At 72.3% G+C, this 22,322-nt stretch carries 20 protein-coding genes; 16 read left to right on the top strand and 4 right to left on the bottom strand.

Going from position 1 to position 22,322, the window contains the following annotated elements; translation table 11 throughout:
• Nucleotides 1–216: 216 nt before the first annotated feature.
• From GGQ69_RS09150 to GGQ69_RS09140, 3 genes are all read left to right on the top strand, one after another.
• Nucleotides 217–1,230, top strand: coding sequence for a hypothetical protein (locus tag GGQ69_RS09150; protein WP_183527384.1), 1,014 nt, complete (start codon nt 217–219; stop codon nt 1,228–1,230).
• Entirely contained in the window at nt 1,227–2,216 is a 990-nt protein-coding gene (locus tag GGQ69_RS09145) for a hypothetical protein (protein WP_183527382.1), read from the top strand. Before GGQ69_RS09150 ends, GGQ69_RS09145 begins: the two co-directional genes overlap by 4 nt.
• Nucleotides 2,217–2,412: 196 nt before the next feature.
• Nucleotides 2,413–3,648, top strand: a complete 1,236-nt coding sequence (locus GGQ69_RS09140; RefSeq protein ID WP_183527381.1) for a hypothetical protein — start codon at nt 2,413–2,415, stop codon at nt 3,646–3,648.
• Nucleotides 3,649–3,660: 12 nt separating this feature from the next.
• On the opposite strand, the gene GGQ69_RS09135 is transcribed toward GGQ69_RS09140, so the two are convergent.
• Complete coding sequence (locus GGQ69_RS09135; RefSeq protein WP_183527379.1) at nt 3,661–5,004, bottom strand: carboxylesterase family protein; 1,344 nt, start codon at nt 5,002–5,004, stop codon at nt 3,661–3,663.
• Nucleotides 5,005–5,220: 216 nt separating this feature from the next.
• On the opposite strand from GGQ69_RS09135, the gene GGQ69_RS09130 reads away from it, so the two are divergent.
• The 6 genes from GGQ69_RS09130 to tsaD all read left to right on the top strand — a co-directional run bounded on the left by GGQ69_RS09130 (nt 5,221) and on the right by tsaD (nt 11,043).
• The gene (locus GGQ69_RS09130; RefSeq protein ID WP_183527377.1) at nt 5,221–5,367 is read left to right on the top strand and encodes a hypothetical protein; all 147 of its coding nucleotides are present in this window, start codon (nt 5,221–5,223) and stop codon (nt 5,365–5,367) included.
• Nucleotides 5,364–6,806 carry a FliI/YscN family ATPase gene (locus GGQ69_RS09125; protein WP_370577142.1) on the top strand — a complete coding sequence of 481 codons (1,443 nt, stop codon included), beginning with the start codon at nt 5,364–5,366 and terminating at the stop codon, nt 6,804–6,806. The genes GGQ69_RS09130 and GGQ69_RS09125 overlap by 4 nt, the downstream gene beginning before the upstream one ends.
• The gene (locus tag GGQ69_RS09120) at nt 6,806–7,252 is read left to right on the top strand and encodes a hypothetical protein (RefSeq protein WP_183527375.1); all 447 of its coding nucleotides are present in this window, start codon (nt 6,806–6,808) and stop codon (nt 7,250–7,252) included. Before GGQ69_RS09125 ends, GGQ69_RS09120 begins: the two co-directional genes overlap by 1 nt.
• A gap of 383 nt (nt 7,253–7,635) precedes the next feature.
• Entirely contained in the window at nt 7,636–9,132 is a 1,497-nt protein-coding gene (locus GGQ69_RS09115) for an S-layer homology domain-containing protein (RefSeq protein WP_183527373.1), read from the top strand.
• Between the two features lie 134 nt (nt 9,133–9,266).
• Nucleotides 9,267–9,752, top strand: coding sequence for a hypothetical protein (locus tag GGQ69_RS09110; RefSeq protein ID WP_183527370.1), 486 nt, complete (start codon nt 9,267–9,269; stop codon nt 9,750–9,752).
• A gap of 118 nt (nt 9,753–9,870) precedes the next feature.
• Complete coding sequence (gene tsaD / locus GGQ69_RS09105) at nt 9,871–11,043, top strand: tRNA (adenosine(37)-N6)-threonylcarbamoyltransferase complex transferase subunit TsaD (RefSeq protein WP_183527368.1); 1,173 nt, start codon at nt 9,871–9,873, stop codon at nt 11,041–11,043.
• A gap of 129 nt (nt 11,044–11,172) precedes the next feature.
• On the opposite strand, the gene GGQ69_RS09100 is transcribed toward tsaD, so the two are convergent.
• Nucleotides 11,173–12,396, bottom strand: a complete 1,224-nt coding sequence (locus tag GGQ69_RS09100; protein WP_183527366.1) for a glutamate--cysteine ligase — start codon at nt 12,394–12,396, stop codon at nt 11,173–11,175.
• A gap of 105 nt (nt 12,397–12,501) precedes the next feature.
• On the opposite strand from GGQ69_RS09100, the gene GGQ69_RS09095 reads away from it, so the two are divergent.
• The 6 genes from GGQ69_RS09095 to GGQ69_RS09070 all read left to right on the top strand — a co-directional run bounded on the left by GGQ69_RS09095 (nt 12,502) and on the right by GGQ69_RS09070 (nt 19,269).
• Entirely contained in the window at nt 12,502–14,367 is a 1,866-nt protein-coding gene (locus GGQ69_RS09095; RefSeq protein WP_324590273.1) for a glycoside hydrolase family 3 N-terminal domain-containing protein, read from the top strand.
• Between the two features lie 159 nt (nt 14,368–14,526).
• Nucleotides 14,527–15,564 carry a siderophore ABC transporter substrate-binding protein gene (locus GGQ69_RS09090; protein ID WP_183527364.1) on the top strand — a complete coding sequence of 346 codons (1,038 nt, stop codon included), beginning with the start codon at nt 14,527–14,529 and terminating at the stop codon, nt 15,562–15,564.
• Between the two features lie 192 nt (nt 15,565–15,756).
• Nucleotides 15,757–16,830 carry an ABC transporter permease gene (locus GGQ69_RS09085; RefSeq protein WP_370577141.1) on the top strand — a complete coding sequence of 358 codons (1,074 nt, stop codon included), beginning with the start codon at nt 15,757–15,759 and terminating at the stop codon, nt 16,828–16,830.
• Complete coding sequence (locus GGQ69_RS09080) at nt 16,823–18,061, top strand: iron chelate uptake ABC transporter family permease subunit (protein ID WP_183527362.1); 1,239 nt, start codon at nt 16,823–16,825, stop codon at nt 18,059–18,061. The genes GGQ69_RS09085 and GGQ69_RS09080 overlap by 8 nt, the downstream gene beginning before the upstream one ends.
• Nucleotides 18,058–18,813 (top strand): ABC transporter ATP-binding protein, encoded by a 756-nt coding sequence (locus GGQ69_RS09075; protein WP_183527360.1) that lies wholly within the window; start codon nt 18,058–18,060, stop codon nt 18,811–18,813. Before GGQ69_RS09080 ends, GGQ69_RS09075 begins: the two co-directional genes overlap by 4 nt.
• A gap of 180 nt (nt 18,814–18,993) precedes the next feature.
• The gene (locus GGQ69_RS09070) at nt 18,994–19,269 is read left to right on the top strand and encodes a DUF1540 domain-containing protein (RefSeq protein ID WP_183527358.1); all 276 of its coding nucleotides are present in this window, start codon (nt 18,994–18,996) and stop codon (nt 19,267–19,269) included.
• Between the two features lie 137 nt (nt 19,270–19,406).
• Here the strand turns inward: GGQ69_RS09070 and GGQ69_RS09065 are convergent, their stop codons facing one another.
• A complete protein-coding gene (locus GGQ69_RS09065; RefSeq protein ID WP_183527356.1) occupies nt 19,407–20,255 on the bottom strand; it encodes a hypothetical protein in 849 nt (282 codons plus the stop codon).
• 113 nt (nt 20,256–20,368) lie between these two features.
• A complete protein-coding gene (locus GGQ69_RS09060; protein ID WP_183527354.1) occupies nt 20,369–20,851 on the bottom strand; it encodes a hypothetical protein in 483 nt (160 codons plus the stop codon).
• Here GGQ69_RS09060 and GGQ69_RS09055 point away from each other — a divergent pair.
• Nucleotides 20,850–22,298: an SAM-dependent methyltransferase gene (locus GGQ69_RS09055; RefSeq protein WP_255459462.1), complete on the top strand. Its 1,449-nt coding sequence runs from the start codon at nt 20,850–20,852 to the stop codon at nt 22,296–22,298. The genes GGQ69_RS09060 and GGQ69_RS09055 overlap by 2 nt on opposite strands.
• Nucleotides 22,299–22,322: the final 24 nt, after the last annotated feature.

Raw genomic sequence — 22,322 nt, 5'->3', positions numbered from 1 at the left:
CTCTGGTCTGACGGGCACTGCGGCTGGGGGGTCGCCGCGGGGTGCGGCAGGGGATCGCCGCGTAGTCAAGTCTACCGAGGGCATGCTCGCTCAGAGGGGGTTCAGTCGCGTTCCGCGTAGCGCTCGAGTAGGGATCGTCACCCTCGGTCACGGAACGCGTACGGTCGCGGCCCGGGTTCGAGTGGTGCTGACGAAACCGGCGGCCGACAAGGAGTGATGATGCATAGGACGGGCATGGCGGAGGACGGACAACCACGGCGGCACCCGGTGCTGGAGACGTTCTGCCGGCGGCTGGAGTCCATCCTCTGGGGCCGGGCCGCCGAGACCCTCCGGGACGCCGGACGGCCGGCCGGGGAGCGGGAGGTCCTGCTGTTGCCGATGTGGGACTGGCGCCTCCCCGCCATGGAGATCGGGCGCAAGGGTCTGGACCATGAGACCGGTGCGGCACTGCTGATGCCGGTGCGCCTGGACTGGGGTGGCAACGACGCCCTGCTGCACCTGGTGGACCCCGCCGGGCCGTCACCGTCGTATCGCTGGACGGCACACTCCATGGGGTGGGGTGACACGGGTGAATTCCAGCCGAATAGTTCCAGATCAGCATCCCATCCCGGGCTGTGCGACGGTATAGTCGGCAGTGATAACCATTACGCCCCCGGGATCCGCCGCTGTGCCGTCGAAGACCTTGATGAGCTCGTCCGTGCCGGTCGCCAGTCCCAGTGGCAACTATTGTTCAGTCTCGAGCCGTTCGTCACCTCCACCGTTCACAAGGCCCACTCAGCAGTGAGCCATGAGATCAGTGAATTGACCGGGCGGTTCCAGCCTGTATTGCACGACACGGGAATCGAGCAGATCGTGAACGTCTTGATGGTGGGTGAGCCCACGGCCGGGGTGGCCGATACCCCGAGCGTGCCCCGGCTCCTGGAGCAGTGCCTGCGCCACGACCGGTTCACCACGGTGGATCCCCTCATGTTCCTGCGCCGCAATCTGCGCCGGGACGCTGAGGACCAGGTCCGCCGGGCCATCGGGGACCCGCGGATCGGTCCCAAGGTCCGTCGCCTCGCCCGGCAGATGCCCGGTGCCAGCGTGGGAGAGATCGTGGCGGCCTACCGTCTCGAGCACCCGAAGGACAGGCTCTCCACCGCGCGGGCCGAGGCGGCCCTGCAGGTGGGTTCGGACCCGATGGCCCGTTCCGTCGCGCTGGACCCGGAGACCAACCGGGGTGCCCGGTGACCCCCGTCTTCACCCCGGAGGGGGTCGCCGGGTCCCGCCGCCCCGTGGGACGCCGGACCGTCGGGCCCGAGACCCCCTCGATGGGCGAGTCGGCCCCGATCGGCCGGTCCGTCCTGGCGCCCCGGGGGGCCCGACGCGCGGTCGCCGTCGTCGCCGAGCAGCGTCCGGTCCTGGACCAGTTGCGCGAGATGGCCGAGGCCTCCGGTGATGAGCGGCTGCGGTTGCGGGACGGGTTCATCGGGGACCAGCGCAAGATCTTCCGCCTCCTGGCCCACCGGTTGTGCCGCACCATGGGCCTGAGCGCCGCCCTGCACCGGGACGACGTCGAACAGCTCGTGGCGATCGAGGCCCTGACCTGGGTGGATGAGCTGCTCGAGGACCCCTCGGCCCTGGGGGCCATCGAGAACTTCAGCGGGATGCTGCACGTGCGTTCCCGGGCCGCGGTCCGCGCCTGGGCGGACCGCAACCTGTCCCCGGCCTCCGGCATGGTCTCCCTGAACCGCCGGGTGCGCAAGCTCAACCAGCTGCGGGACGAGATGCGTGCCGCCACCGGTGCAGAGCCCACCGACTGGGAGCTCACGCATGAGCACAACAAGCGCATGATGGCCGCCCGGAAGGACGCCGCCAAGCAGGGGATGCTCGCCACCACCGCCGACTTGCGCGTGGCCGGCCCTGCCGTGGACATCCACGCCCTCGAGCTGGCCGTCGTCGGCCCGGAGGAGTCCCTGCTGCACCCCACCGAGGGACCGGCGCTGGTCCGTGCGGTGATCGAACGGGCCCGCCGGATCGGAGGGGTCACGTCGGACGTCGCCCAGTCATGGCTCTCCGGCGTCTACGCCTCGGAGGGCTCCCAGCGGGTCCTGACCACCGGTGAGGTGGCTGAGCAGTTGGGCCTGACGCAGGAGACGGCCGCCGCCCAGATCCGCAAGGTCCGCACCCTGGCCAAGCGGGTCCTCGCCGACCAGCTGGGGATCCTCAACGCCTAAACCGGCCGACCCCCTCCAGGGTGGTGGAGCGTGCCGCGTTCCAGGGGACGTTGCGCGTTCCCCGGAACGGTCGATGCCCGCTCGTCGGGCAACGGCCTCGGCGTGTCGCGAGGACACGCCGGGGGAACACGCCGCTGTGACCAACGCCACATGATGGTGCAGGTCACACCGGGGATATGCCGCACACATACCGGGTGTGCGAGCAGAGAACCTTTCCACCGATACCGCCTGCCGGGACCTCCTGGACCGCTGGGCGGCGGGTGATCTCCCGGAGACCCAGGTGCGCCGGGACGTGGCCACCATCCTGACCCGTTCCGGGATCTGCCGAGAGGTGTCCCGCGAGTACCAGACGTGGCACCACGGCCTGGCCTCCGGGCCCCAGCTGAGCCAGGACGTCGAGTCCGAGTTCGACGAGTTCCTGTTCCGCCGCGTCACCGAGGAGGGCCCGGACGCCTTCTTCGACCTCGAGCGCGCCCGGGCCGCCTCGGTCACCGGCTGGGCGCGGCAGACCCTGCGCTCCGCCCGCAAGTCGATCCTGCGCAACATCCACAACCGGACCGCCGCCCGTCAGGAACTCGTGGCCCCCACCGGTCCCGAGGAGGGTGCGTCCACCGCCGCCGCGAGGGCCTTCCAGACCACCGCGGCCCCCGGCGCCCTCGAGGACGGTCCGGAGATCGCCCAGCGGATCATGCTGGAGGAGGCCACCGAGTGGCTGCGCTCCAAGGCCTCGCACCACCGGGGAATCGCCCGCACCCAGGCCGGGGCCGCCGCCCTGAGGTTCGCCTTCTCGCTGCCGGACCTGGTCCGCCCGGACTGGCGCGTCCGGCGTCGGGCCCTTCCGGTCCTCGAGGCCGACCCTAAGGCCGCCCACCGGGCCGCCCAGGCGATGCTGGCCTGCCTGACCCGGATCCACGGCTGGCGCGGGCTGTTCGAGGCCGCCGACCAGGACCTGATGACCCTGTGGGACGACTACTCGCGGGCCCAGCTGTTCGAGGTGGTCTCCAGGGATCCGGTGATCGCGTACACACTGGCGTTGGAGACCCTGTCCGACCGGGCCCGTCCCGACCGCCCCTCCGTCCGCGCGTTCCGCAACGCGGTGAAGGACCTGGCCCCGGTCCTGAAGAACGGCCGCAAGCCGACCGGGTGGCGCACCGCCGCCAACGCCGTGGTCGACGCGTTCCTGGCCGAGGAGTTCGAGGCCTACTCCGCGTTCGACACCGCCGGCGCCGCCGTCCACGAGGAGAGGACCGCCGAGCGCGAGTCCGCACTGGCCACGGCCTGGGACGCCTACGAGGCGATGGTCCGGTTCGCGGGTGCCCCCCTGGGCGGCACGCACGCGCAGGTCCGCGAGCGCCTGGAGGGCATCATCGACGGCATCCTTGGCGGGGGCGTGGAGATCCCGGACAACGTCACGCTGCTGCGCGCGGCCTGACGCCCGGACGCCTCACACGTCATCACCGGCCCGCACGGTCATCAGCCCGTCCACGGTGCCGGTCTCGATCCGTCCCGTGCGCGCGAATCCGGCCCAGTCGGCACGCATCCGACGGCCCCAGGCCTCCGTCTCGGCGGGGTCGAAGCCGTGCAGCAACCGGGTGCCCCACACCTTGCGGTTGCCGAACAGCAGGGGCAACTCGGCCGCGTGCGCGGAGGACAGCGGATTGTCCTCGGCCTCGGCGTGCACCAGGTAGTGGTAACCGTGCCCGCGGGCCGCGGCGTGGCGGCGGATGAAATGCTCCGCCCCGCGGGTGAAGATCACGTCGGTCAGCCACCGCACCAGTCCCTCGTGAACGGGCGGGCCCAGGACCGGGATCCGGTGCAGCCTCGCGACGGGGCCGACCACGGGGGCGAACAGGGCCGCCTCGCGCAGGTTGGACCCCACCAGGACGTCCACCCGCCGGGCGGCGTCGATCCAGGCCGCCTCGCGCCGGTCGGCCCCGGGCAGCGGGTGCGCGCCGTACTCGGGACCGAACGGCATGGCCCCGCCCAGCCCGAGCCGCAGGGCGAACCACGCCAGGTCGGCCTCCATCCGCAAGAGGTCCTCCACGGGGGCATCCGCCGGCAGTCGGGAGGCGCGCTCGCCCAGGGCGGCGGTCATCGCGGCCCGTCCGCGCATCAGCCCGATCGGCGCCGACTGCATGATCACCCGGGAGAACAGCCCCTCGGTGCCCTCGGCGATCATCAGGTGGGCCGCCGCGTCGGCCCCGGCGGACTCGCCCCAGACGGTGACGTTCTCCGGGTCCCCGCCGAACGCGGTGATGTTGCGGCGCACCCAGCGCAACGCCTCGATGATGTCCAGCAGTCCGAGGTTGGCGGGCACGCCGTCGCGGCCGAGGAAGCCGAACATCCCGAGCCGGTAGGTGATGTTCACCGTGACCACCCGCTGTTCGCTGACCAGCGCGCCCGCGTCGTAGTAGGGCTGGTCGCCGGCGCCGATCACGTACCCGCCGCCGTGGATCCACACCATCACCGGCAGCCGCTCGTCCGGGCCGGCGCCCGCCGGGGTGGTGACGGACAGGTACTGGCAGTGCTCGGAGATCTCCAGCGGCCCCAGGAACCTCCCGGGGGAGACCCCCTCGAGTGCGCGGACCGGCCGCTGCGGACAGGCCGGTGACCAGCCGGTCGCCTCCACGGTCCCGACGGCGGCCGGCTCCGGCCGCGGGGGCTCGTACCGGTTCGCGCGGGCGTACCGGATGCCGGTGGCCCGCCACACCGGGGAGCGCCCCGGGTCCTCGTCGACCCAGCCGCGCAGGGTGCCCGCCGGGCAGGTCCACTGGGGTACGGAGGTCATGCGCCCAGTGTGGCCTGAGTTACGAGCACGCCGCACGTCGGGACACGCCGGGCTGGTCGCCGTCGGGCGTGCTCGTAACTCCCTGATCTGGGTCGGCATGGCATGAATCGGGGTCGGCCCTGCACCCGGCCGCGCAAAACCAACCCCTCGCGCGCAGCGGCCCGCATAGGGATCAGTGGACGACCGACGAGACGGTCGACGGGGAAGGGGAGAGTCATGCCTGTGACGGTCAACGCGCTGCATACCGACCCGGCCCTGCCGCCCGGCGGGGGCGCGGCCATGCACCGGAACGACCGGTTCACGGCCGGCTCCGAGTCCGCACCGGGCCGCGTCCGGCACTCCGCGGGCGGTGGGCTCCCGTGAACTTCGTCGCGCAGGACATCTCCGCACAGATCATGATGCTGGAGACCAGGGCCCTGAAGACCATGACCGCGAGGGGATTCGACCGGCGGGTGGCCGAGGCCGCCAGCCTCGCCGCGCCCGTGAGCCGCGGCTCGGTGGTGGCCACCCAGGGGCTGCGGGCCGTCATCGGCGGGCTGCCCGTGGCCGTCGGGGACGTGGTGACGGTCGGCGGGACCGGGGGCGACGGAACCCGGACCCACCCCGGGCTCGCCGGCGTCGAGGCCGAGGTGGTGGCCGTGCACCACACCGAGGCCACCGTCGTGCCGCTGGCCGAGGGCTGGGCACCGGCCGCCGGAACTCCCGTGACCCTCGCGCACCGCGGGGGAGAGGTACCCGTGGGCGACGGGCTCATCGGCCGCGTTATCGACGCCCTGGGCCGTCCGGTCGACGGCAGGGGGCCGATCACCGGCACCCGCCTGGTCTCCGCGCACCATCCCGCCCCGCACGCCCTGGACCGCACCGCCGTCACCGGGCAGCTCGGCACCGGCGTGCGCGCCGTGGACACCTTCACCGCCCTGGGCCGTGGCCACCGCATCGGCCTGTTCGCCGGCCCCGGCACGGACACGTCCTCGTTGCTGGCCATGATCGCCCGCGGCACGGACGCCGCGGTGTCCGTCATCGCCCTCGTGGGCGTGGACGGTCGCACGGTCCGGGAGTTCCTCGACGACCTCGGGCCCGAGGGACTGGCCCGGTCCGTGGTGGTGGTGGCCACCGAGGGCGAACCGGCCATGATGCGCCGCAAGGCCGCGTTCACCGCCACCCGGATCGCCGAGCAGTTCCGTGACCAGGGCCGCCACGCCCTGCTGATGCTGGACTCACTGACGCGCGTGGCCGGGGCCCAGAGCCAGATCGGGCTCTCCGCCGGGGAACCGCCGGCCCGTGGGGGCCATGCCCCGTCCACGGTCTCCCTGCTCGCGCAGCTGCTCGAACGTGCCGGCGCCGACCACCCCGGCTCGCTCACCGGGATCTACACCGTCCTCAGGGACGGCGACGACCCCGAGGACCCCGTGGCCGAGGCCGCGCGCCCCCTCCTGGACGGGCACCTCGTGCTCGAGCGCCGGCTGGCCGAGGCCGGTCACGTCCCGCCCCTCGACGTGCTGGCCTCGATTGCCCCGTGCGCCTCCGCCCTCACGGGCCCGGCGGACCAGGCGGCCGCCACCGTGGTGCGCCGGGCGATGGCCGAGCTGCGTGCGGTCCAGGCCCTGATCGAGGCCGGTGCCTACGTGCCCGGGATCCGTCCGTTGGCCGAGGCCGCCCTGGCTGCCCGGCCCCACCTGGACGCCTTCCTGCGCCAGGCCACGGACGACTCGACCGCCCCGGCCGAGGCCTGGGCCCGACTGCGCGGTCTCGCCGGCCTGCTGAGCGTGGACGACGCCGGCACCGAGGGGCGGGCTGCCTGATGCCCGGGTTCCGCCGGAAGTCGCTGGCGCACGTCCGCACGCTCCGGGAGGACCTCGCCGCGGCCCGGCTGGCCGACGCCCAGCCACCTGCCCCGGCCGAGCAGCACCGGGAGTCGGACGGGCTACGCCGTCCGGCCCTCGAGCGCACCCTGTTCGAGGACCGCGGGGGAGTGCACGTGCTGGTGGCCGCCGGCATTGCCCGGGCCGCCACCGCCCAGCAACTCCCCGGGACCGAGTCCGCCGAGTCCGAATCCGCCCAGGCCGAGGCAGATGAGGTGCGGGCCGCCGAGCAGGCCCTGATGCTGGCCGTGCAGGCACGCCGCCGCGCCGAACGGGTCAGGAACCACCGCGACCGGCAGCATCGAGCGCTCACGGGCAGGGCTGAGCAGCAGGAGCTCGACGCGCTCGCGTCCACCGCACACCGCCCGTCAGGTGATCACCGATGAGCACCGAGGTCCTCGCCTCCTGGATGTGAGATGGGTCACGGCCTGCGGCGCCGGTGCCCGTGAGCCGACCCGCCTCGACCCACCTCGACAGGACCGCCTCCGAACCGCCCCGGGGCCTCGGTCGCGGGCGCCGGCACGCGGGCCGCCATCGGGCTGACCAGGGGCGATGCCGAGCATGCGCCTCCTCCTGACCGGTCACCCTCCCGCCGGCATGCCGTCCTCGACGCCGGCGTCTCCCAGCACCCCCTCACCGGTACTCGGGCGCGGACGCCTGTCCTTCCCGTCCAAAACCTCCGGCCGTCCCTCCGGGCGGTGCATACGGATCTGGGGGGACTCGGAGGGTTGTTCCCCTGCGCCTGAAACGGACGACAGAAGGAACCAGCATGACGCGACCCACCCGCACCGCATCCCCGACAGCAGGCAGGCCCCGTACGCCCCTGTCCAGGACCCTGACGGGTGCGCTGACCGCACTCGCGCTCACCGGCGCCACTGCGGCCACCGCCGTCCCGGCCGCCGCGGCACCCGTCATCGTCCCCGCCGCTGCCACCCAGAGCTGCTCCACCCCGGACTTCACCGATTCCGCCCCTGGATCCAGTTTCTACAGCGCCATCACCTGGATGCGATGCGAGGGCATCACCACCGGCTACGCCGACGGCACCTTCGGCAAGAACCGTCAGATCACCCGCGGGGAGACCGCCCAGTTCCTGTATCGCCTGTCCGGGGAGAAGCACGATCCCGGCACGGACCGCGACTTCACCGACGTCAATCCCAGCGGAGCCGGGTTCGAGGCCATCTCCTGGATGAAGGCCAAGGGCTACACCAGTGGATATGGCAATGGCTACTTCGGGCCCGGCGACCCCATCACCCGGGGCCAGCTCGCCTTCTTCCTGCAGGGGATGTCCGGGGAGGCCGGCTTCCGGGCCCCGCAGAGCTCTCCGTTCACCGACATGACGCCCGCCAGCGCGTTCTACCGGGCCACCACCTGGCTCGCAGCCACCAAGCTGGTCAGCGGCTACGCCGACGGCACGTTCCGCCCCGGCCAGCCGGTCAAGCGGGGCGAGGCGGCCGGCTTCATGTATGCCATGGAGACCCGGACCAACGGGACCCCGCCCGCCTATCAGGTCCCGGCCCCCGTCATCAGCAGTGCCGGGGTGAACCCCACCGGCGGCTCCGGCGGCACCTATCGGGACGCCCAGGCCATCCCCTACAGCAACGGCACGGTCACCTCCGCCTACCACCTGTACGCCGACCACCTCAACGGAGCCAGGCCGCACGGGATCATGATCCACCTGCACGGTGACGGGGGCTGGGAGTACAACGACCAGAAGTGGTCCTCCATCCCCGAGTACCTCAAGCTGGCCGAACAGCACGGCATGATGCTCGTGGTGCCCAGGACCCCGGACCAGGCCAGCAAGACCTGGTGGCGCAACGCCAGCTCCAGCCAGTGGGCCGCCGACCTGCTCAAGGACCTGGGCCGGAAATACAACCTGGACCTGAACCAGGTGTACTGGACCGGGTACTCCGGGGGTGCCGACACCGTCGCCCGGCACATGGTGAACACCCACTCGGCCGGGTGGACCGGCGGGGCCGCGGTCATCGTCGCCGGTGGCGGCATCTACGGGCAGAAGGCGCCGCGGCAGCCCATCTCGGCCACGCTGAAGAAGAACTTCGAGATGCACTGGGTGGTCGGGGCCGACGACACCCCGGCCGCCGGTGGGGCCTCGGGCACCTACGACGCCGTGGAGGCGGCCCGGCTCGGCTACCAGTTCTACACCGGCCAGGGGATGAGGACCACCCTGACCATCAAACCGGGCATGGACCACTGGGAGATCTCGCCCTCCGGCCCGCAGAAGCTCGCCCAGGTCCTGGCCGGGCGGTAGTCCCGCGGTGCCGGCCGCTCCCCGGGCGGGAGCGCACCGGTGATCCCGACGCCGGCCGGGCGCCTTCCTCACGAGGCGCCCGGCCGCGGACGAAACGGACCGCCGCGACATCACGTCTGCGCATGCCCCGGGGTATGAATCCCACGCATGCCCAGGACCTTCAGGACCCCATCGCCCAGCACCTCCAGGACAGGGACAGCGTGCGCGGCGGGAGCGTCGAGACCTGGCAGGACATCGCCGGCCAGTACCGCGTGGGCCACCGCGGGGAGGGCTCCCTCCTGATCGCCGTGGAGGACCTGCTGCTGGACCTGGGGGAGACCCTGGCCGCCCGGGCGCTCCGGGAGTCGAGGGCCGGACAGCAGGCCCTGGTCCGGCGGACCCTGCGGTTCGAGCGGCACGTGCACGAGCTCTACCGCTGTGCCGAGACGGACCCGCAGGCACAGATGGCCGTGACCGCCCTGGACCTCGGTGCGCCCCGGTGGCTGTTCGAGGGTGAGGAGGGCGCCGCGTGGCGCCGGGAGATCACCGCCCTGACCGACTACGCCGCCTGGGCCTGCGCGCCGTGCGCAGGGGACCACGGTCCGGACGGACCCCGCAGCGTGCCGGGACGCCTGGACTGACCCCGGACGCCTGGACTGACCCCGGACGCCCGGCCGCCCGGACATCCGGACACCCCGGACACCCGAGACGCCGGCTGGTGGCCGGGGCCGCCCGCCGGAGCTTCCTAGAATGGTGTGCATGCCTGCGGCCACTGACACCCCCACCGCCCCGCTCGTGCTCGGCATCGAGTCCTCCTGCGACGAGACGGGATTCGGGATCGTGCGCGGGACCGAGCTGCTGGCCAACGCCGTGGCGTCCTCGATGGAGGAGCACGTGCGCTTTGGCGGGGTCATCCCGGAGATCGCGGCGCGGGCCCACCTCGAGGAGTTCATCCCCACGCTGCTGCAGGCCCTGGACACCGCCGGGGTCACGCTGCAGGACCTCGACGCGATCGCCGTGACCTCGGGTCCCGGACTGGCCGGGGCGCTCATGGTCGGCGTGGCCGGCGCCAAGGCCCTGGCCCTGGCCACGGACACCCCGCTCTACGGCATCAACCACCTGGTCGCGCACGTCGGCGTCGGGGTGCTGGACGAGGTGACCGGCGCGGGGCCGGAGGTCGGCCGCGGCACCGGGCCGGCCGTCGTCGTGGGGTCCGGTGCGGGCGGGGGCCGTCCGCTGCCGGAACACCTCGGCGCACTGCTGGTCTCCGGCGGGCACACCGAGATCCTGCGGGTCAACCGGCTCACCACGGACGTGGAACTGCTCGGCTCGACCATCGACGACGCCGCCGGCGAGGCCTATGACAAGGTCGCCCGGCTGCTCGGGGCCGGCTACCCCGGCGGGCCCGTGATCGACCGGCTGGCCCGGCAGGGCAACCCCACCGCGTTCCGGTTCCCGCGCGGGCTGAGCGCCCCGAAGTTCGTGGGCACCGCGCAGGAACCCGGAAAGCACCGGCACGACTGGTCCTTCTCCGGGCTGAAGACCGCCGTGGCCCGGTGCGTGGAGCAGTTCGAGGCCGCCGGCGTGCCGGACGAGCAGATCCCCACGGCGGACATCGCCGCGTCCTTCCAGGAGGCGGTCGCGGACGTGATCACCGCCAAGGCGGTGCGGGCCTGCACGGAGCACGGGATCGGGCACCTGCTGCTCGGCGGCGGCGTCGCGGCGAACTCCCGGCTGCGCGAGCTGCTGGCCGAGCGCTGCACGGCGGCCGGCATCGGGCTGACCGTCCCGCCGCCGCGGCTGTGCACGGACAACGGAGCCATGGTCGCGGCCCTGGGGGCGCAACTGGTGATGGACGGGGTGGCGCCGTCCGGACTGGGCTTCGCCGCGGACCCGGGCCAGCCGGTGGGTGAGATCTCCCTCTGGGCGTGAGGGCCGCCCGGCCCCTGACCGCTGGAACTGCCGCCCACCGGAGTCACGATCACGCTCGACGGTGGGACACGCCGGGCCGATCACCGTCGAGCGTGATCGTAACTCTGAGTTCGCCGTGACTCCACGGGCTCAGGCCCCGATGGACGCCCGCGTCCGGGCCACCGCATCGGCGACGACGGCTCGGAGGGGAGCATGGAGATCATGCCCGGCCAGCGGGGTGGACGCGGGCAGGCCGGCGGACTCCATCTGCTCCACCGTCATGGCGTGCGCCGCGTGGGCCGCGATCCGGCGCTGGCGGGCCGGGGTGCCGCCGTCGCGCAGGAGGTGTTCCACGGAGGCCAGCTCCGCGGCGCACCCCAGCCGCTCGGCCACCGGGGCCAGGCGAACCAGCTCCGCGCGCAGGTGGTCGGTCACGAGCATCTCGTCCCCGGCGGCGTTGAGGATGATGATGGCGTCCAGCCCGTAGCGGGCGGCGCGCCACTTGTTCTCCTGCACGTGCCACGGGGGCATGGTGGGGATGGTGCCCCCGGCATCGAGGGTGTCCGAGAAGTCCTGCACCAGGCACTGCGTCAGGGCGGCGATCGGGGCGATCTCCTCGAGCGTGGCCACGCCGTCACAGACCCGCATCTCGACCGTGCCCAGCCGGGGCACGGCGCGCACGTCCCAGCGGCACTCGGTGACGTCGTCGATCACGCCGGTGTGCGTCAGGTCCGCCACGCACCGCTCGAACCCGGCCCAGTCCGCGAACTGGAACGGCAGGCCCGCGGTGGGCAGCTGCTGGAACATCAGGGTGCGCTGGGACTGGTAGCCGGTGTCCACGCCGGCCCAGAACGGGCTCGAGGCGGACAGCGCCAGGAAGTGCGGCACGTAGTTGACCAGGCCGTCCACCACGGGCATCGCCTTGGTCACGTCGTCCAGGCCCACGTGCACGTGCACCCCGTAGATCAGCATCTGCCGGCCCCACCACTGGGTGCGGTCGATCAGCTTGCCGTAGCGGTCCGCCGGGGTCACGGGTTCGTCCGTGGGCTGGGCGAACGGGTGGGAGCCCTGGCAGTACAGCTCCACGCCCATCGGTCCCGTCACCTCGCGCAGCTTCCGCGCGTACTGGCGCAACTGGCCGACGGCCTCGTCCACCGTGGTGCACACGTCCGTGACCAGCTCCACGGTGTTCAGCAGCAGCTCCGGCTTGATGTGCGGGTGCTCCTGGCCCAGGTGCAGTCCCGCCTGGTCCGCGACGCCGGCCAGCACCTCCTCGGCGACCGGCCGCAGGGTGCCGTCGTGGGCGTCGACGAGCGCGAGCTCCCACTCCACGCCGAGGGTCGACTGCGCTGAGCGTGCGAAGGGCAGGTGCATGGTGGTTCCTGTCAGGTGCTGACGGCGGGCAGTAGTCATCCTAGGGGCGTGCGCAGGGGTTCCGGTCATCACCGGTCCCCGGCCCGGGATCCCTAGCATGGAGGGGTGATCACCGCACCGCAGTCCCCGACCGCCCCACGACCGCCCGCACGGATCCGGGGCCCGCGCGCCCTGGCCGTGGCCGGCGTCGTCCTGCTCGCCGTCACGGCGTGCACCACCCCGCCGGGGGGTGGACCGGACGAGCCCGGACCGGACGGGACCGGGACGACGCCACCGGAGGACGCGGCGACGGCCGAGCCGGAGCAGAGCGCGCTGCAGGTGGCCCTGGGCGGTCCCGGTCCGGACCTCGAGGAGGCGGCTGTTGAGGCGGTCGCCGGCATGAGCGTGGAGGACCAGGCCGGACAGGTCCTGGTCGGCCAGCTGGGCGCGGCGGGGACGGACCCGGCCTCCCTGAAGGACCTGCACCTCGGCGGGGTGATCGTCATGGGCGACGCCGTGCCGGTGGCCGCCGACGGCACCCACGACGTGACGGCGCTCGCCGGACGGCTGGACGACACCCGGGAGGCCCTGAGCGAGGGGCGGGAACACGGCGGCATCATCAGCGTGGACCAGGAGGGCGGACTGGTGGCGCGCGTCCAGGAGCCCCTGGTCGAGTGGCCCACCCCCATGAGCTACGGTGCCGCGGCCGCCGGGCAGGCGGACGCCACCCGGCTCGCCCGGGACGGCCACGCCCTGATGGCCCGGGACCTGGCGGAGCTGGGATTCACCGTGGACTTCGCGCCCAGCGTGGACGTGACCATCGGGGCCGAGGACCCCGCCATCGGCGCCCGGTCCTTCTCCGGCGACCCGCAGGTGGTCGCCGACCTCGGCGCCGCCGCCAGCGCCGGCCTGCTGGGCGCCGGAATGCTGCCGGCGCCGAAGCACTTCCCGGGCCATGGCTCCGTCACGGACGACTCGCACGTGACCGCCCCGGTCCAGGACGCCGCCGTGGCGGACCTGGACCAGCGCGACTGGCTGCCCTTCCGCGAGCTGGTCTCCGGCGGGCAGTACACGCCGATGGTCATGATGGGGCACGTCATCGTCCCGGAGCTGGAACCGGACGTGCCGTCGTCGGTGTCCGCACCCGCCTACGAGGCGCTCCGCGGGCTCGGGGCGAGCCCGGACGGCACCGGGGCCCGCTCGGAGGAGGGCTACGACGGCGTCGTGGTCACCGACGCACTCAACATGGGCGCGCTCGTGGAACGGTACGGCGCGAACGAGGCGCCCGTGCGGGCGCTCGCGGCCGGGGCCGACCTGCTGCTGATGCCCTCCTCGGTGCCGGGGGCCCGGGACGCGATCATCGAGGCGGTGGAGTCCGGCGAGGTGCCCCGGGACCGGCTCGAGGAGGCGGCACGGCGCGTGGTGACGATGCTGATGTGGCGGGACCGATTGGGCCAGGAGCTCGAGGCGGCCACGCCCGAGGAGCTCTCCGCGGTGGGGTCACCGTACGGGACCGAGGCGGACGGGACCGGGAACGACGGGACCGGGGACGACGGGACCGGGGACGACGAGGCCAGGGCAGAGGCGGCCCAGGCCTCCCGGGCGGTCTCCGCCGCGGCGGTCACGGTGGTCGAGGGCACGTGCGGCGAGGCTCTCCTCGGGGACTCGCTGCAGGTCACCGGGGGAGACGCCAGGGACCGCGCGCGCCTGACGGAGGCCGCCCGGGCCGCGGGGCTGACGGTGGGCTCGGGGCCCGTGGTGAACCTGGTGGGCACGGCCCGCGGCGCGGGGCGGGGGGACGTGGTGGTCGCCTTGGACGCGCCCTTCGGTCTGGCATCCTCCGCCGTACCGGACGAGGGGGCGCTGATCGCCCTCTACGGCCGCACTCCCGGGGCCTTCGAGGCACTCGTGGACGTGCTCACCGGCACGGCCGAGGCCCCCGGGGCGCTGCCCGTGGACGTGGGGGAGTGGCCGGCCGGGACGGGGTGCTGAGGCGGGCTGCGAACCGCCGGGCACGTCAGCGCGCCTATGATCCGCGACACATTTGTGAATAACGGCCTGTCCGAGTGATCTATTCGTCTAAGGTAAGCCTTACCAAAGCAGGATCCGAGCGGCAGTGAGGCCGTCGGACTTCCCTAGGAGAACCTACGCATGAAGATCAAGAACCGCCGCCTCGGGTTGGTTGCCCTCGTCTCGACCGCGGCGTTCGCGCTGACCGCCTGTGGAGGCGCCACGTCCGGCTCCACCGAGTCCTCCGCCCCGGCCGCTGCCTCTGCCTCGGCGTCCTCGTCGACCTCGGCCGAGGCCGGTCCGCAGGAGGTCACCGACATGGCCGGTGACACGGTGACGGTCCAGATGCCCGCCGAGAGCATCGTGGCCACGGACAACCGGATCTTCCGCACGCTGGACGACTGGGGCGTCGAGCTCGCCGCCGGCCCCCTGCCGCTGATGGACAAGGAGATCGTCTCCTACCCCACCACCGAGGGCGTCATCGACCTGGGCAGCCACCGCGAGCCCAACATGGAGGGCTTCGTCGAGGCCCAGCCCGACCTCGTCCTGAACGGCCAGCGCTTCAGCGACCTCAAGGGTGACATCGCCGGGCTGATCCCCGAGGACGCCGCCCTGGTGGACACCAACGTCACGGAGGGCAAGCCGCTCGACGAGGAGCTGCGCCGCCTGACCACCCTGCTCGGCGACGTCTTCGGCCAGCAGGCCGAGGCCGAGACCCTCATCTCCGACTTCGACGCCTCCATCGAGCGCGCCAAGGAGGCCTACCCCGCCGAGGAGACCGTCGTGGGGCTGATCGCCTCCGGCGGCGACCTGTCCTACGCCGCCCCCTCCACCGGCCGCGCCATCGGCCCGGTGTTCGACATGCTCGACCTCAAGCCCGCCCTGGACCGCGAGGGCTCCACCAACCACCAGGGTGACGACATCTCGGTCGAGGCCATTGCCGAGGCCAACCCGGACTGGCTGATCGTCATGGACCGCGACGCCGCCACCGCCGGTCGCAACGGCGAGGAGTTCACCCCGGCCGCCGAGCTGATCGAGGGCTCCGAGGCGCTCAAGGACGTGACCGCCGTCAAGGAGGGCAACATCGTCTACATGCCCGAGAACTTCTACGTGGTCGAGGACATCCAGAACTACACCACCTTCCTCACCGACCTCGCGGACGCCTTCGAGGGCAAGTAACCATCGCGTGGTGACCGGTCCCACCGGCCCGAGCGCCCCGCGGTGATCGCGAGGGGCGCCCTGTGGTGGGACCTCACCCGCAGCACGGCCCGGATGCGGCCGGCAGGGTTCACCCTGCCGGATCGACGCATCCGGGCTGTGCCACGATCTGGGGACCCCGGTCTGCACCGGGCCCCGTGGACAGGACGAACCGTGACCACTGCCTACGAGCATCCGGATCCCGAGGCGCAACCGGCGCCCCTGGGGGCGGGCTACCAGACCGCCAACCCCGGGGGGACCGAGGGGCTGCCCGAGGAGGGCGCCCGTCCTCTGGACGGCCGCTGGCGTACCGCCTGGCCCCTGCTGGCCGGCATCGTCCTGACGCTGGGGCTGGTCCTGGTCTCCCTGTTCGTGGGGGTCTACGACATCACCACCGCGGACGGGGGGTGGGAGATGTTCTTCATCACGCGCGTGCCCCGGACCATCGCCCTGGTCCTGGCCGGCGCCGCGATGGCCATGTCCGGGCTCGTCATGCAGCTCATGACCCAGAACCGTTTCGTGGAGCCCACCACCACCGGCACCACCGAGTGGGCCGGGCTGGGGCTGCTGCTGACGATGATCGTGATCCCCAACGCGACCATCATGGACCGGATGGTCGGCGCCATCCTGTTCTCGTTCGTCGGCACGGTGGTCTTCTTCCTCTTCCTGCAGCGGGTGACGCTGAAGTCCTCGCTGATCGTGCCGATCATCGGCATCATGCTGGGCGCCGTCGTGGGCGCCCTGTCCACCTACGTGGCGCTGCAGACCGAGATGCTCCAGCAACTGGGCATCTGGTTCGCCGGCAGCTTCACCGGCGTGGTGCGGGGCCGGTACGAGCTGCTGTTCATCGTGCTGGCCGTGGCCGTGCTCGTCTTCGTCCTCGCCGACCGGTTCACGGTCGCCGGCCTCGGCCGGGACGTCGCCACCAACGTCGGGCTCAACTACACCGCGGTGCTGCTGACCGGCGTCTCGATGATCGCGATCGTCACCGGAGTGGTCACGGTGGTGATCGGCGCCCTGCCCTTCCTGGGCCTGATCGTGCCCAACGTGGTCTCCCTGTTCCGGGGGGACAACCTGCGCACCAACCTGCCCTGGGTCTGCCTCGTGGGCATCTGGGTGGTCACCGTCTGCGACATCATCGGCCGGACCGTCATCATGCCCTTCGAGGTCCCGGTCTCCCTCATCCTCGGCGTGGTCGGCGCCGTCGTCTTCATCGGCCTGCTCGTCAGGAGGCGCAAGCATGTCTGAGCTCAGCATCCCCGCGGTCACCCCCGCCCCGTTCACCGGGTACCCGCGCCGGGGCACGACGCCGGAACTCACCGCGGCCGGTCCGGTCGCCGACCCGGTCGCGCGCGCCGGTGGGATGGGCACGGGCCGGCCGGCCGCCGTCGGGCCCGCCCGGACCACCCCGCCGGGCCGGAAGACACCGCCGGGTCGGACCACCCCGCCGGGTGGCCCCGCCCGGACCACCCCGTCCCCGCGGCACTCCGGGCCCTTCGGCTCCCGGAGGGCGAAGGTGCGCTACCTCGCCCTAGTGGGCGGGCTCGTGGTGGCCGCCGCCCTGTTCACGCTCGGCAACCTGGCCTATGACAACCCGATGGAGTTCGGCTCCCGGGGCTTCTGGCTGATCGCGCAGATGCGGGTGGAGAGCATCGTGGTGATGCTCGTGGTGGCCGCGTGCCAGGCGTTCGCCACCGTGAGTTTCCAGACGGCCACCAACAACCGCATCATCACCCCGTCGATCATGGGCTTCGAGTCGCTGTTCGTCCTGGTGCAGACGGCCGCCGTGTTCTTCTTCGGCGTGGCCGGCGTGACCATGGTGGTCGGCGTGGGGCAGTTCTTCCTGCAGGCCGGACTGATGGTGGCCTTCGCGGTGCTGCTCTACAGCTGGCTGCTGTCCGGGCGCTTCGGGAACATGCACATCATGCTCCTGGTCGGCGTGGTCCTCGGCGGCGGCATGGGCGCCCTGTCCACCTTCATGCAGCGCGTGCTGGACCCCAACGAGTTCGACGTGCTGACCGCCCGGTTGTTCGGCAACATCTCCAACGCCCAGGGCGAGTACCTGCCCTATGCGATCCCGATCGTGCTGGTGTGCGCCGGGCTGCTCTGGAGCCGGGCGCACCGGCTGAACGTCCTGGCGCTGGGCAGGGACGCCACGAACAACCTGGGCCTGAACCACCGGCGCGAGACGATGATCGTGCTGACGCTGGTCTCGATCCTCATGGCCATGACCACCTCGCTGGTGGGCCCCATGACCTTCCTGGGGTTCCTCGTGGCCACGCTGGCCTACCAGTTCACGGACACCTACGACCACCGGCTGGTCCTGCCCGTGTCCTTCCTCATCGGCTACACCGTGCTCTCCGGGGCCTACTTCGTGCTGCGGAACATCTTCTACGCGGCCGGTGCCGTGACCATCATCATCGAACTCGTCGGGGGACTCGTGTTCCTCATCGTCATCCTCAGGAAGGGCCGGTTGTGATCACCCTCGAAGGCGTCACGAAGCACTACGGCGAGGAGGCCACGATCGGGCCGATCTCGGTCGAGCTCCCGGCGGGGGGCATCACGGCCCTCGTGGGTCCCAACGGGGCCGGCAAGTCCACCATCCTCACCATGATCGGCCGGCTGCTGCAGGTGGACGAGGGGCGGATCGAGGTGGCCGGCCAGGACATCATCAACACCCCGTCCAAGGCCGTGGCCAGGATCCTGTCCATCCTCCGCCAGGAGAACCACTTCATCACCCGGCTGACCGTGCGCCAGCTCGTGGGCTTCGGACGGTTCCCGTACTCCAAGGGGCGGCTGACGCAGGAGGACGAGCACCACATCTCCGAGGCCATCGACTTCCTGAACCTCGGACCGCTGGAGAACCGCTACCTCGACCAGCTCTCCGGTGGCCAGCGCCAGCGCGCCTACGTGGCCATGGTGCTGGCCCAGAACACCGACTACGTGCTGCTGGACGAGCCGCTGAACAACCTGGACATGCAGCACTCCGTGCAGATGATGAAGCAGCTGCGGCGGGCCGCGGACGAGCTGGGCCGCACCGTGGTGATCGTGCTGCACGACATCAACTTCGCCGCCCGCTACGCCGACTGGATCCTGGCGCTCAACGACGGCCAGGTCACCGAGTTCGGCCCGCCCGCGGAGATCATCACCAACGAGGTCCTCACCCGGGTGTTCAATACCCCGGTCTCGGTCATCGACGGTCCGGAGAGCCGCCTGGCGGTCTACTACTGATCGACACCGGCGGCCGGGCTGGCGAGTCCGAATGAACCATTTCCCGAATTTGCCTATGGCGATTTGACGTATTTAAGAATATCTTAAGGTTCGCCTTGCTTGCGGCTTTCCAGGGTCGGCGTATTCTTAATCCAACGCCCGGGCACCAGCGTCCGAGCTTGGACCGAAGGATGTAGCACCATGACCTCCGCCGTGCGCTCCTGCGCCACCACCGCCTGTTCTTTCAACGCCGAGCACAACTGCAACGCCCTGGCCATCACCGTGGCCGGTTCCGAGTCCCAGCCCACCTGCGGGACCTTCGTGCAGCTGGATGCCCGCCGTCCCGTCACCTCCGAGGCCAGCAGCGTGGGCGCCTGCCACCGCCTGGAATGCACGTTCAACAGCGACCTGATGTGCTCCGCTGAGGGCATCGAGGTCACCGACACCGCCACCTGCGCCACCTACACCGTCGCCTGAGCTGCCGCGCGCAGCCCGGGAGTCCGTGTGCCCACCGTCCCGCGGTGACGCAGTGCCAAGGCCCCGGTCCGGGGAGCAGTCCATGCTCCACGGGCCGGGGCCTTGGCGTGCGGGGCCACAGTGGTGGGCCCGGCGGTTCAGGAGGCGAGGTCGGCGGTGAGCCGCGCGGGCAGGGAGCCGAGCAGGTGATGCCAGGCCCGGGAGCTGTCCTGCAGGGGTGAGGCCTCCGAGGGCGAGGGCAGCGGCACCTGCACGACCCAGCCCTGGTCTCCGGCGAAGCGCGCCAGGGACACGCAATGGTGGTCCACGTCCACGCAGTGCACGGGGTCGACCGTGAGGTCCTCCGTGGCGGGGACGTCCAGGGGTTCCGCCCAGCCGGCGATCTCGCCGTCCAGGACGGCGTCGGCGACGTTGGCCAGGAGCTGGGGCGCCGTGGCCAGGACGGCATCGGCCAGGGCGTCGGCCGGGGACGGCGCGGCGGAGGCCTCCACGAGGACGGCCTCGCCGTGGGCGTTGACGCCGGAGCAGTCGTGCAGCAGGACCCGTTCGGTGGTGACCACGCCCACGCGCACGCGGGGTCCGACGTCGTGGACCAGGTCGGCCACGCGCCCCTGCAGTCCCAGGGCCTCCACCTGTGCCGTGTCCCGGCACCAGCGCAGCGTGCCGAGCAGGTGCACGGAGGCCAGCCGCAGGTTCAGGCCGTGGTCCGCGGCGTCCTTGACGATGTCCACCCGCACCTCGATGTCCTCGGGGGTGTGGAACGCGCCGAGCGAATGGAAGAGGTTCGGGATGTCCGCCACCACCAGCTGTCCGGTGCGGGACACTCCGTGCACCGCGGAGGAGAGCGTCTCGCCCGCACGGTAGGCCGTGAGCTCGACGGCACCCTCGCCGGAGAGCATGCGGCGCGTGAGCGAGCGGGCGTGGGCGGAACGCAGGGCGGGGACGGACGAGGCGGACGTCGGGGGAGTGCGCGGAGTCGAACTCATGGGGATCCTTCCAGGACGGTCGCATCCTAGTAAGGCACGCCTAACCGAATTAAGCAAGCCGCTTGTACGCTTATGCGTCTCGCGGCGTCTCAGAACGTCGCAGAAGGACCGGCTCAGTCCCGTCGCCGGGCCCGGAAGATGCCGAGGGACGCCACGCACAGCCCTGCGAAGGCCACCCCCAGGGCCACCAGCGGGCCGGTCAGCGGCACCCACACGACGTCCCGGCGCACGGCCTGGGCGGTCTCCGAGTCCGAGAGCATGTCCCCGCCCCCGAGCGTGAAGGTCCCGGCGACGAACACCTGGGCGACCACGGTGATGATGAGCAGCAGCGCGGCGACCACGCCCACACCCATCGAGGCGTAGAGCAGCACCTTGCACCACAGCGGCGCCGGCCGCGTCCCGTCGTCGTCGCCGACGGGCTCCACGGCCCCGGTCCCGTCATCGTCCTCGCGCAGGTCCCCGTCCCGGCCGCCCTCGAAACGGCCGATGAGGTCGAATCCGGGGGCACCGTCCCAGTCGCGGTCCGGATCCAGGCCCTCCCGGAACCCCCGTGCGGAGCCGGGCGCGGGCGGGCGGGACTCAGGACGGCGGGACATGTCTCCAGCGTACCGCCGGTACCGTGGACGGGTGGCCTCCTCCTCCTCGTCCTCGCCCGCACCGTCCGGTCCGCAGCCCGCTGCGGGCGGTGCCCCGCCGTCGTCGTCAGCGGCGCCCACCGGCAGCCGGGACGTCACCGTCCTGGCCCCCGTCCTGACCCCGGAGGGCTGGCAGCTGCTGAACTCCCTCGAGGGCTACCGGGAGTCGGAGGCGCTGGCGATGTCCACCCGGTTGCGCGCCGCGGGCCATGCCCCCGAACTCGTCTCGGCCGTGCTGACCCAGCTGAAGCTGCGGGACCAGGCCGCCGCCAAGTTCGGCCCCTTCGCCGCGCACATGGTCTTCACCCGGGCGGGCCTGGAACAGGCCACGCGGATGAACGTGGCCGCCGTGCACGCCGGGCGGTTCGCCGGCGCCGGGATCCGGTCCGTCGCGGACCTGGGCTGCGGCCTCGGGGCGGACGCCATGGCCATGGCGGCGCTGGACCTCGAGGTGACCGCCGTGGAGCGGGACGAGACGGTGGCCGCGGCGGCGACGATCAACCTCATGCCCTTCCCCCACGCCACCGTGGTCAGCGCGGACGCGCAGGACTGGGTGGCCGCGGCGCAGGCGAACGGCACCGAGCCCGGGGGCTACTGGCTAGACCCTGCCCGCCGGGTGCTCTCCACCTCCGGGTCCAGCCGGGTGTTCGACCCGGAGGCGTTCTCCCCGCCGCTGTCCTTCGTCGAGTCCCTCGCCGCGCGCGGCGCCGCCGTCGGCGTGAAGCTCGGCCCCGGCCTGCCGCACGAGTCCGTGCCCGCCGGCTGCGAGGCGCAGTGGGTCTCCGTGGACGGGGACGTCACCGAGGCCGTGCTGTGGTTCAACGCCCTCGCCCGGGACGGCGTGCGCCGCAGCGCCCTGGTCATGTCCGGTCCCGGGGCGGGCACGACGGCGGCGGGAGGCCGGGGCGGCCATCATGAGCTCACCGCGGGGACCCGTTTCGGCGGCTCTCCCGAGGTGCCGGTCGGCGGCGTGGAGGCCCTGACCGGATACCTCTACGAACCGGACGGCGCCGTGATCCGGGCCGGGCTGGTGGCCGACCTGATCCACCGTGACTTCGCGTCGAAGGGCGGGGCACTGCTCGATGAGCACATCGCCTACTTCCGGGCCGACGAGCCGGTGGCGTCGCCGTTCGCGCGGGCCTACCGGATCGAGTCGGTGATGCCCTTCAACGTCAAGGGACTGCGGCGCTGGGTGCGGGAGACCGGGGTGGGCCGGCTGGACATCAAGAAGCGCGGGATGGCCGTCACCCCGGAGGAGTTGCGACGCCAGCTCATGTCCGGCAAGGGCTCGAAGGGGGCGAAGGGTTCGACGTCGTCACGGGGCTCGAAGTCACCCGGCCGGCACGCCACGCTCGTGCTGACGCGGATCGGTGAGGAACGGGTCGCCGTGGAGGTCACCCCGGCCTGACGGCCTGACGGTCCGGCGCGACCG

This window comes from Micrococcus sp. TA1, assembly GCF_014199555.1.
Lineage (GTDB): Bacteria > Actinomycetota > Actinomycetes > Actinomycetales > Micrococcaceae > Citricoccus.
The sequence above is the reverse complement of the archived record's forward strand: the minus strand, read 5'-3'. Positions and strand labels throughout refer to the sequence as shown.

What these genes read in the sequence shown, in the direction of transcription:
- GGQ69_RS09150 (WP_183527384.1), top strand. Translation starts at nt 217, where the DNA reads ATGATGCATAGGACGGGCATGGCGGAGGACGGACAACCACGGCGGCAC.
- GGQ69_RS09135 (WP_183527379.1), bottom strand. Translation starts at nt 5,004, where the DNA reads ATGACCTCCGTACCCCAGTGGACCTGCCCGGCGGGCACCCTGCGCGGC.
- GGQ69_RS09130 (WP_183527377.1), top strand. Translation starts at nt 5,221, where the DNA reads ATGCCTGTGACGGTCAACGCGCTGCATACCGACCCGGCCCTGCCGCCC.
- GGQ69_RS09120 (WP_183527375.1), top strand. Translation starts at nt 6,806, where the DNA reads ATGCCCGGGTTCCGCCGGAAGTCGCTGGCGCACGTCCGCACGCTCCGG.
- GGQ69_RS09115 (WP_183527373.1), top strand. Translation starts at nt 7,636, where the DNA reads ATGACGCGACCCACCCGCACCGCATCCCCGACAGCAGGCAGGCCCCGT.
- GGQ69_RS09110 (WP_183527370.1), top strand. Translation starts at nt 9,267, where the DNA reads ATGAATCCCACGCATGCCCAGGACCTTCAGGACCCCATCGCCCAGCAC.
- tsaD (WP_183527368.1), top strand. Translation starts at nt 9,871, where the DNA reads ATGCCTGCGGCCACTGACACCCCCACCGCCCCGCTCGTGCTCGGCATC.
- GGQ69_RS09100 (WP_183527366.1), bottom strand. Translation starts at nt 12,396, where the DNA reads ATGCACCTGCCCTTCGCACGCTCAGCGCAGTCGACCCTCGGCGTGGAG.
- GGQ69_RS09090 (WP_183527364.1), top strand. Translation starts at nt 14,527, where the DNA reads ATGAAGATCAAGAACCGCCGCCTCGGGTTGGTTGCCCTCGTCTCGACC.
- GGQ69_RS09080 (WP_183527362.1), top strand. Translation starts at nt 16,823, where the DNA reads ATGTCTGAGCTCAGCATCCCCGCGGTCACCCCCGCCCCGTTCACCGGG.
- GGQ69_RS09070 (WP_183527358.1), top strand. Translation starts at nt 18,994, where the DNA reads ATGACCTCCGCCGTGCGCTCCTGCGCCACCACCGCCTGTTCTTTCAAC.
- GGQ69_RS09065 (WP_183527356.1), bottom strand. Translation starts at nt 20,255, where the DNA reads ATGAGTTCGACTCCGCGCACTCCCCCGACGTCCGCCTCGTCCGTCCCC.
- GGQ69_RS09055 (WP_255459462.1), top strand. Translation starts at nt 20,850, where the DNA reads ATGTCTCCAGCGTACCGCCGGTACCGTGGACGGGTGGCCTCCTCCTCC.
- GGQ69_RS09060 (WP_183527354.1), bottom strand. Translation starts at nt 20,851, where the DNA reads ATGTCCCGCCGTCCTGAGTCCCGCCCGCCCGCGCCCGGCTCCGCACGG.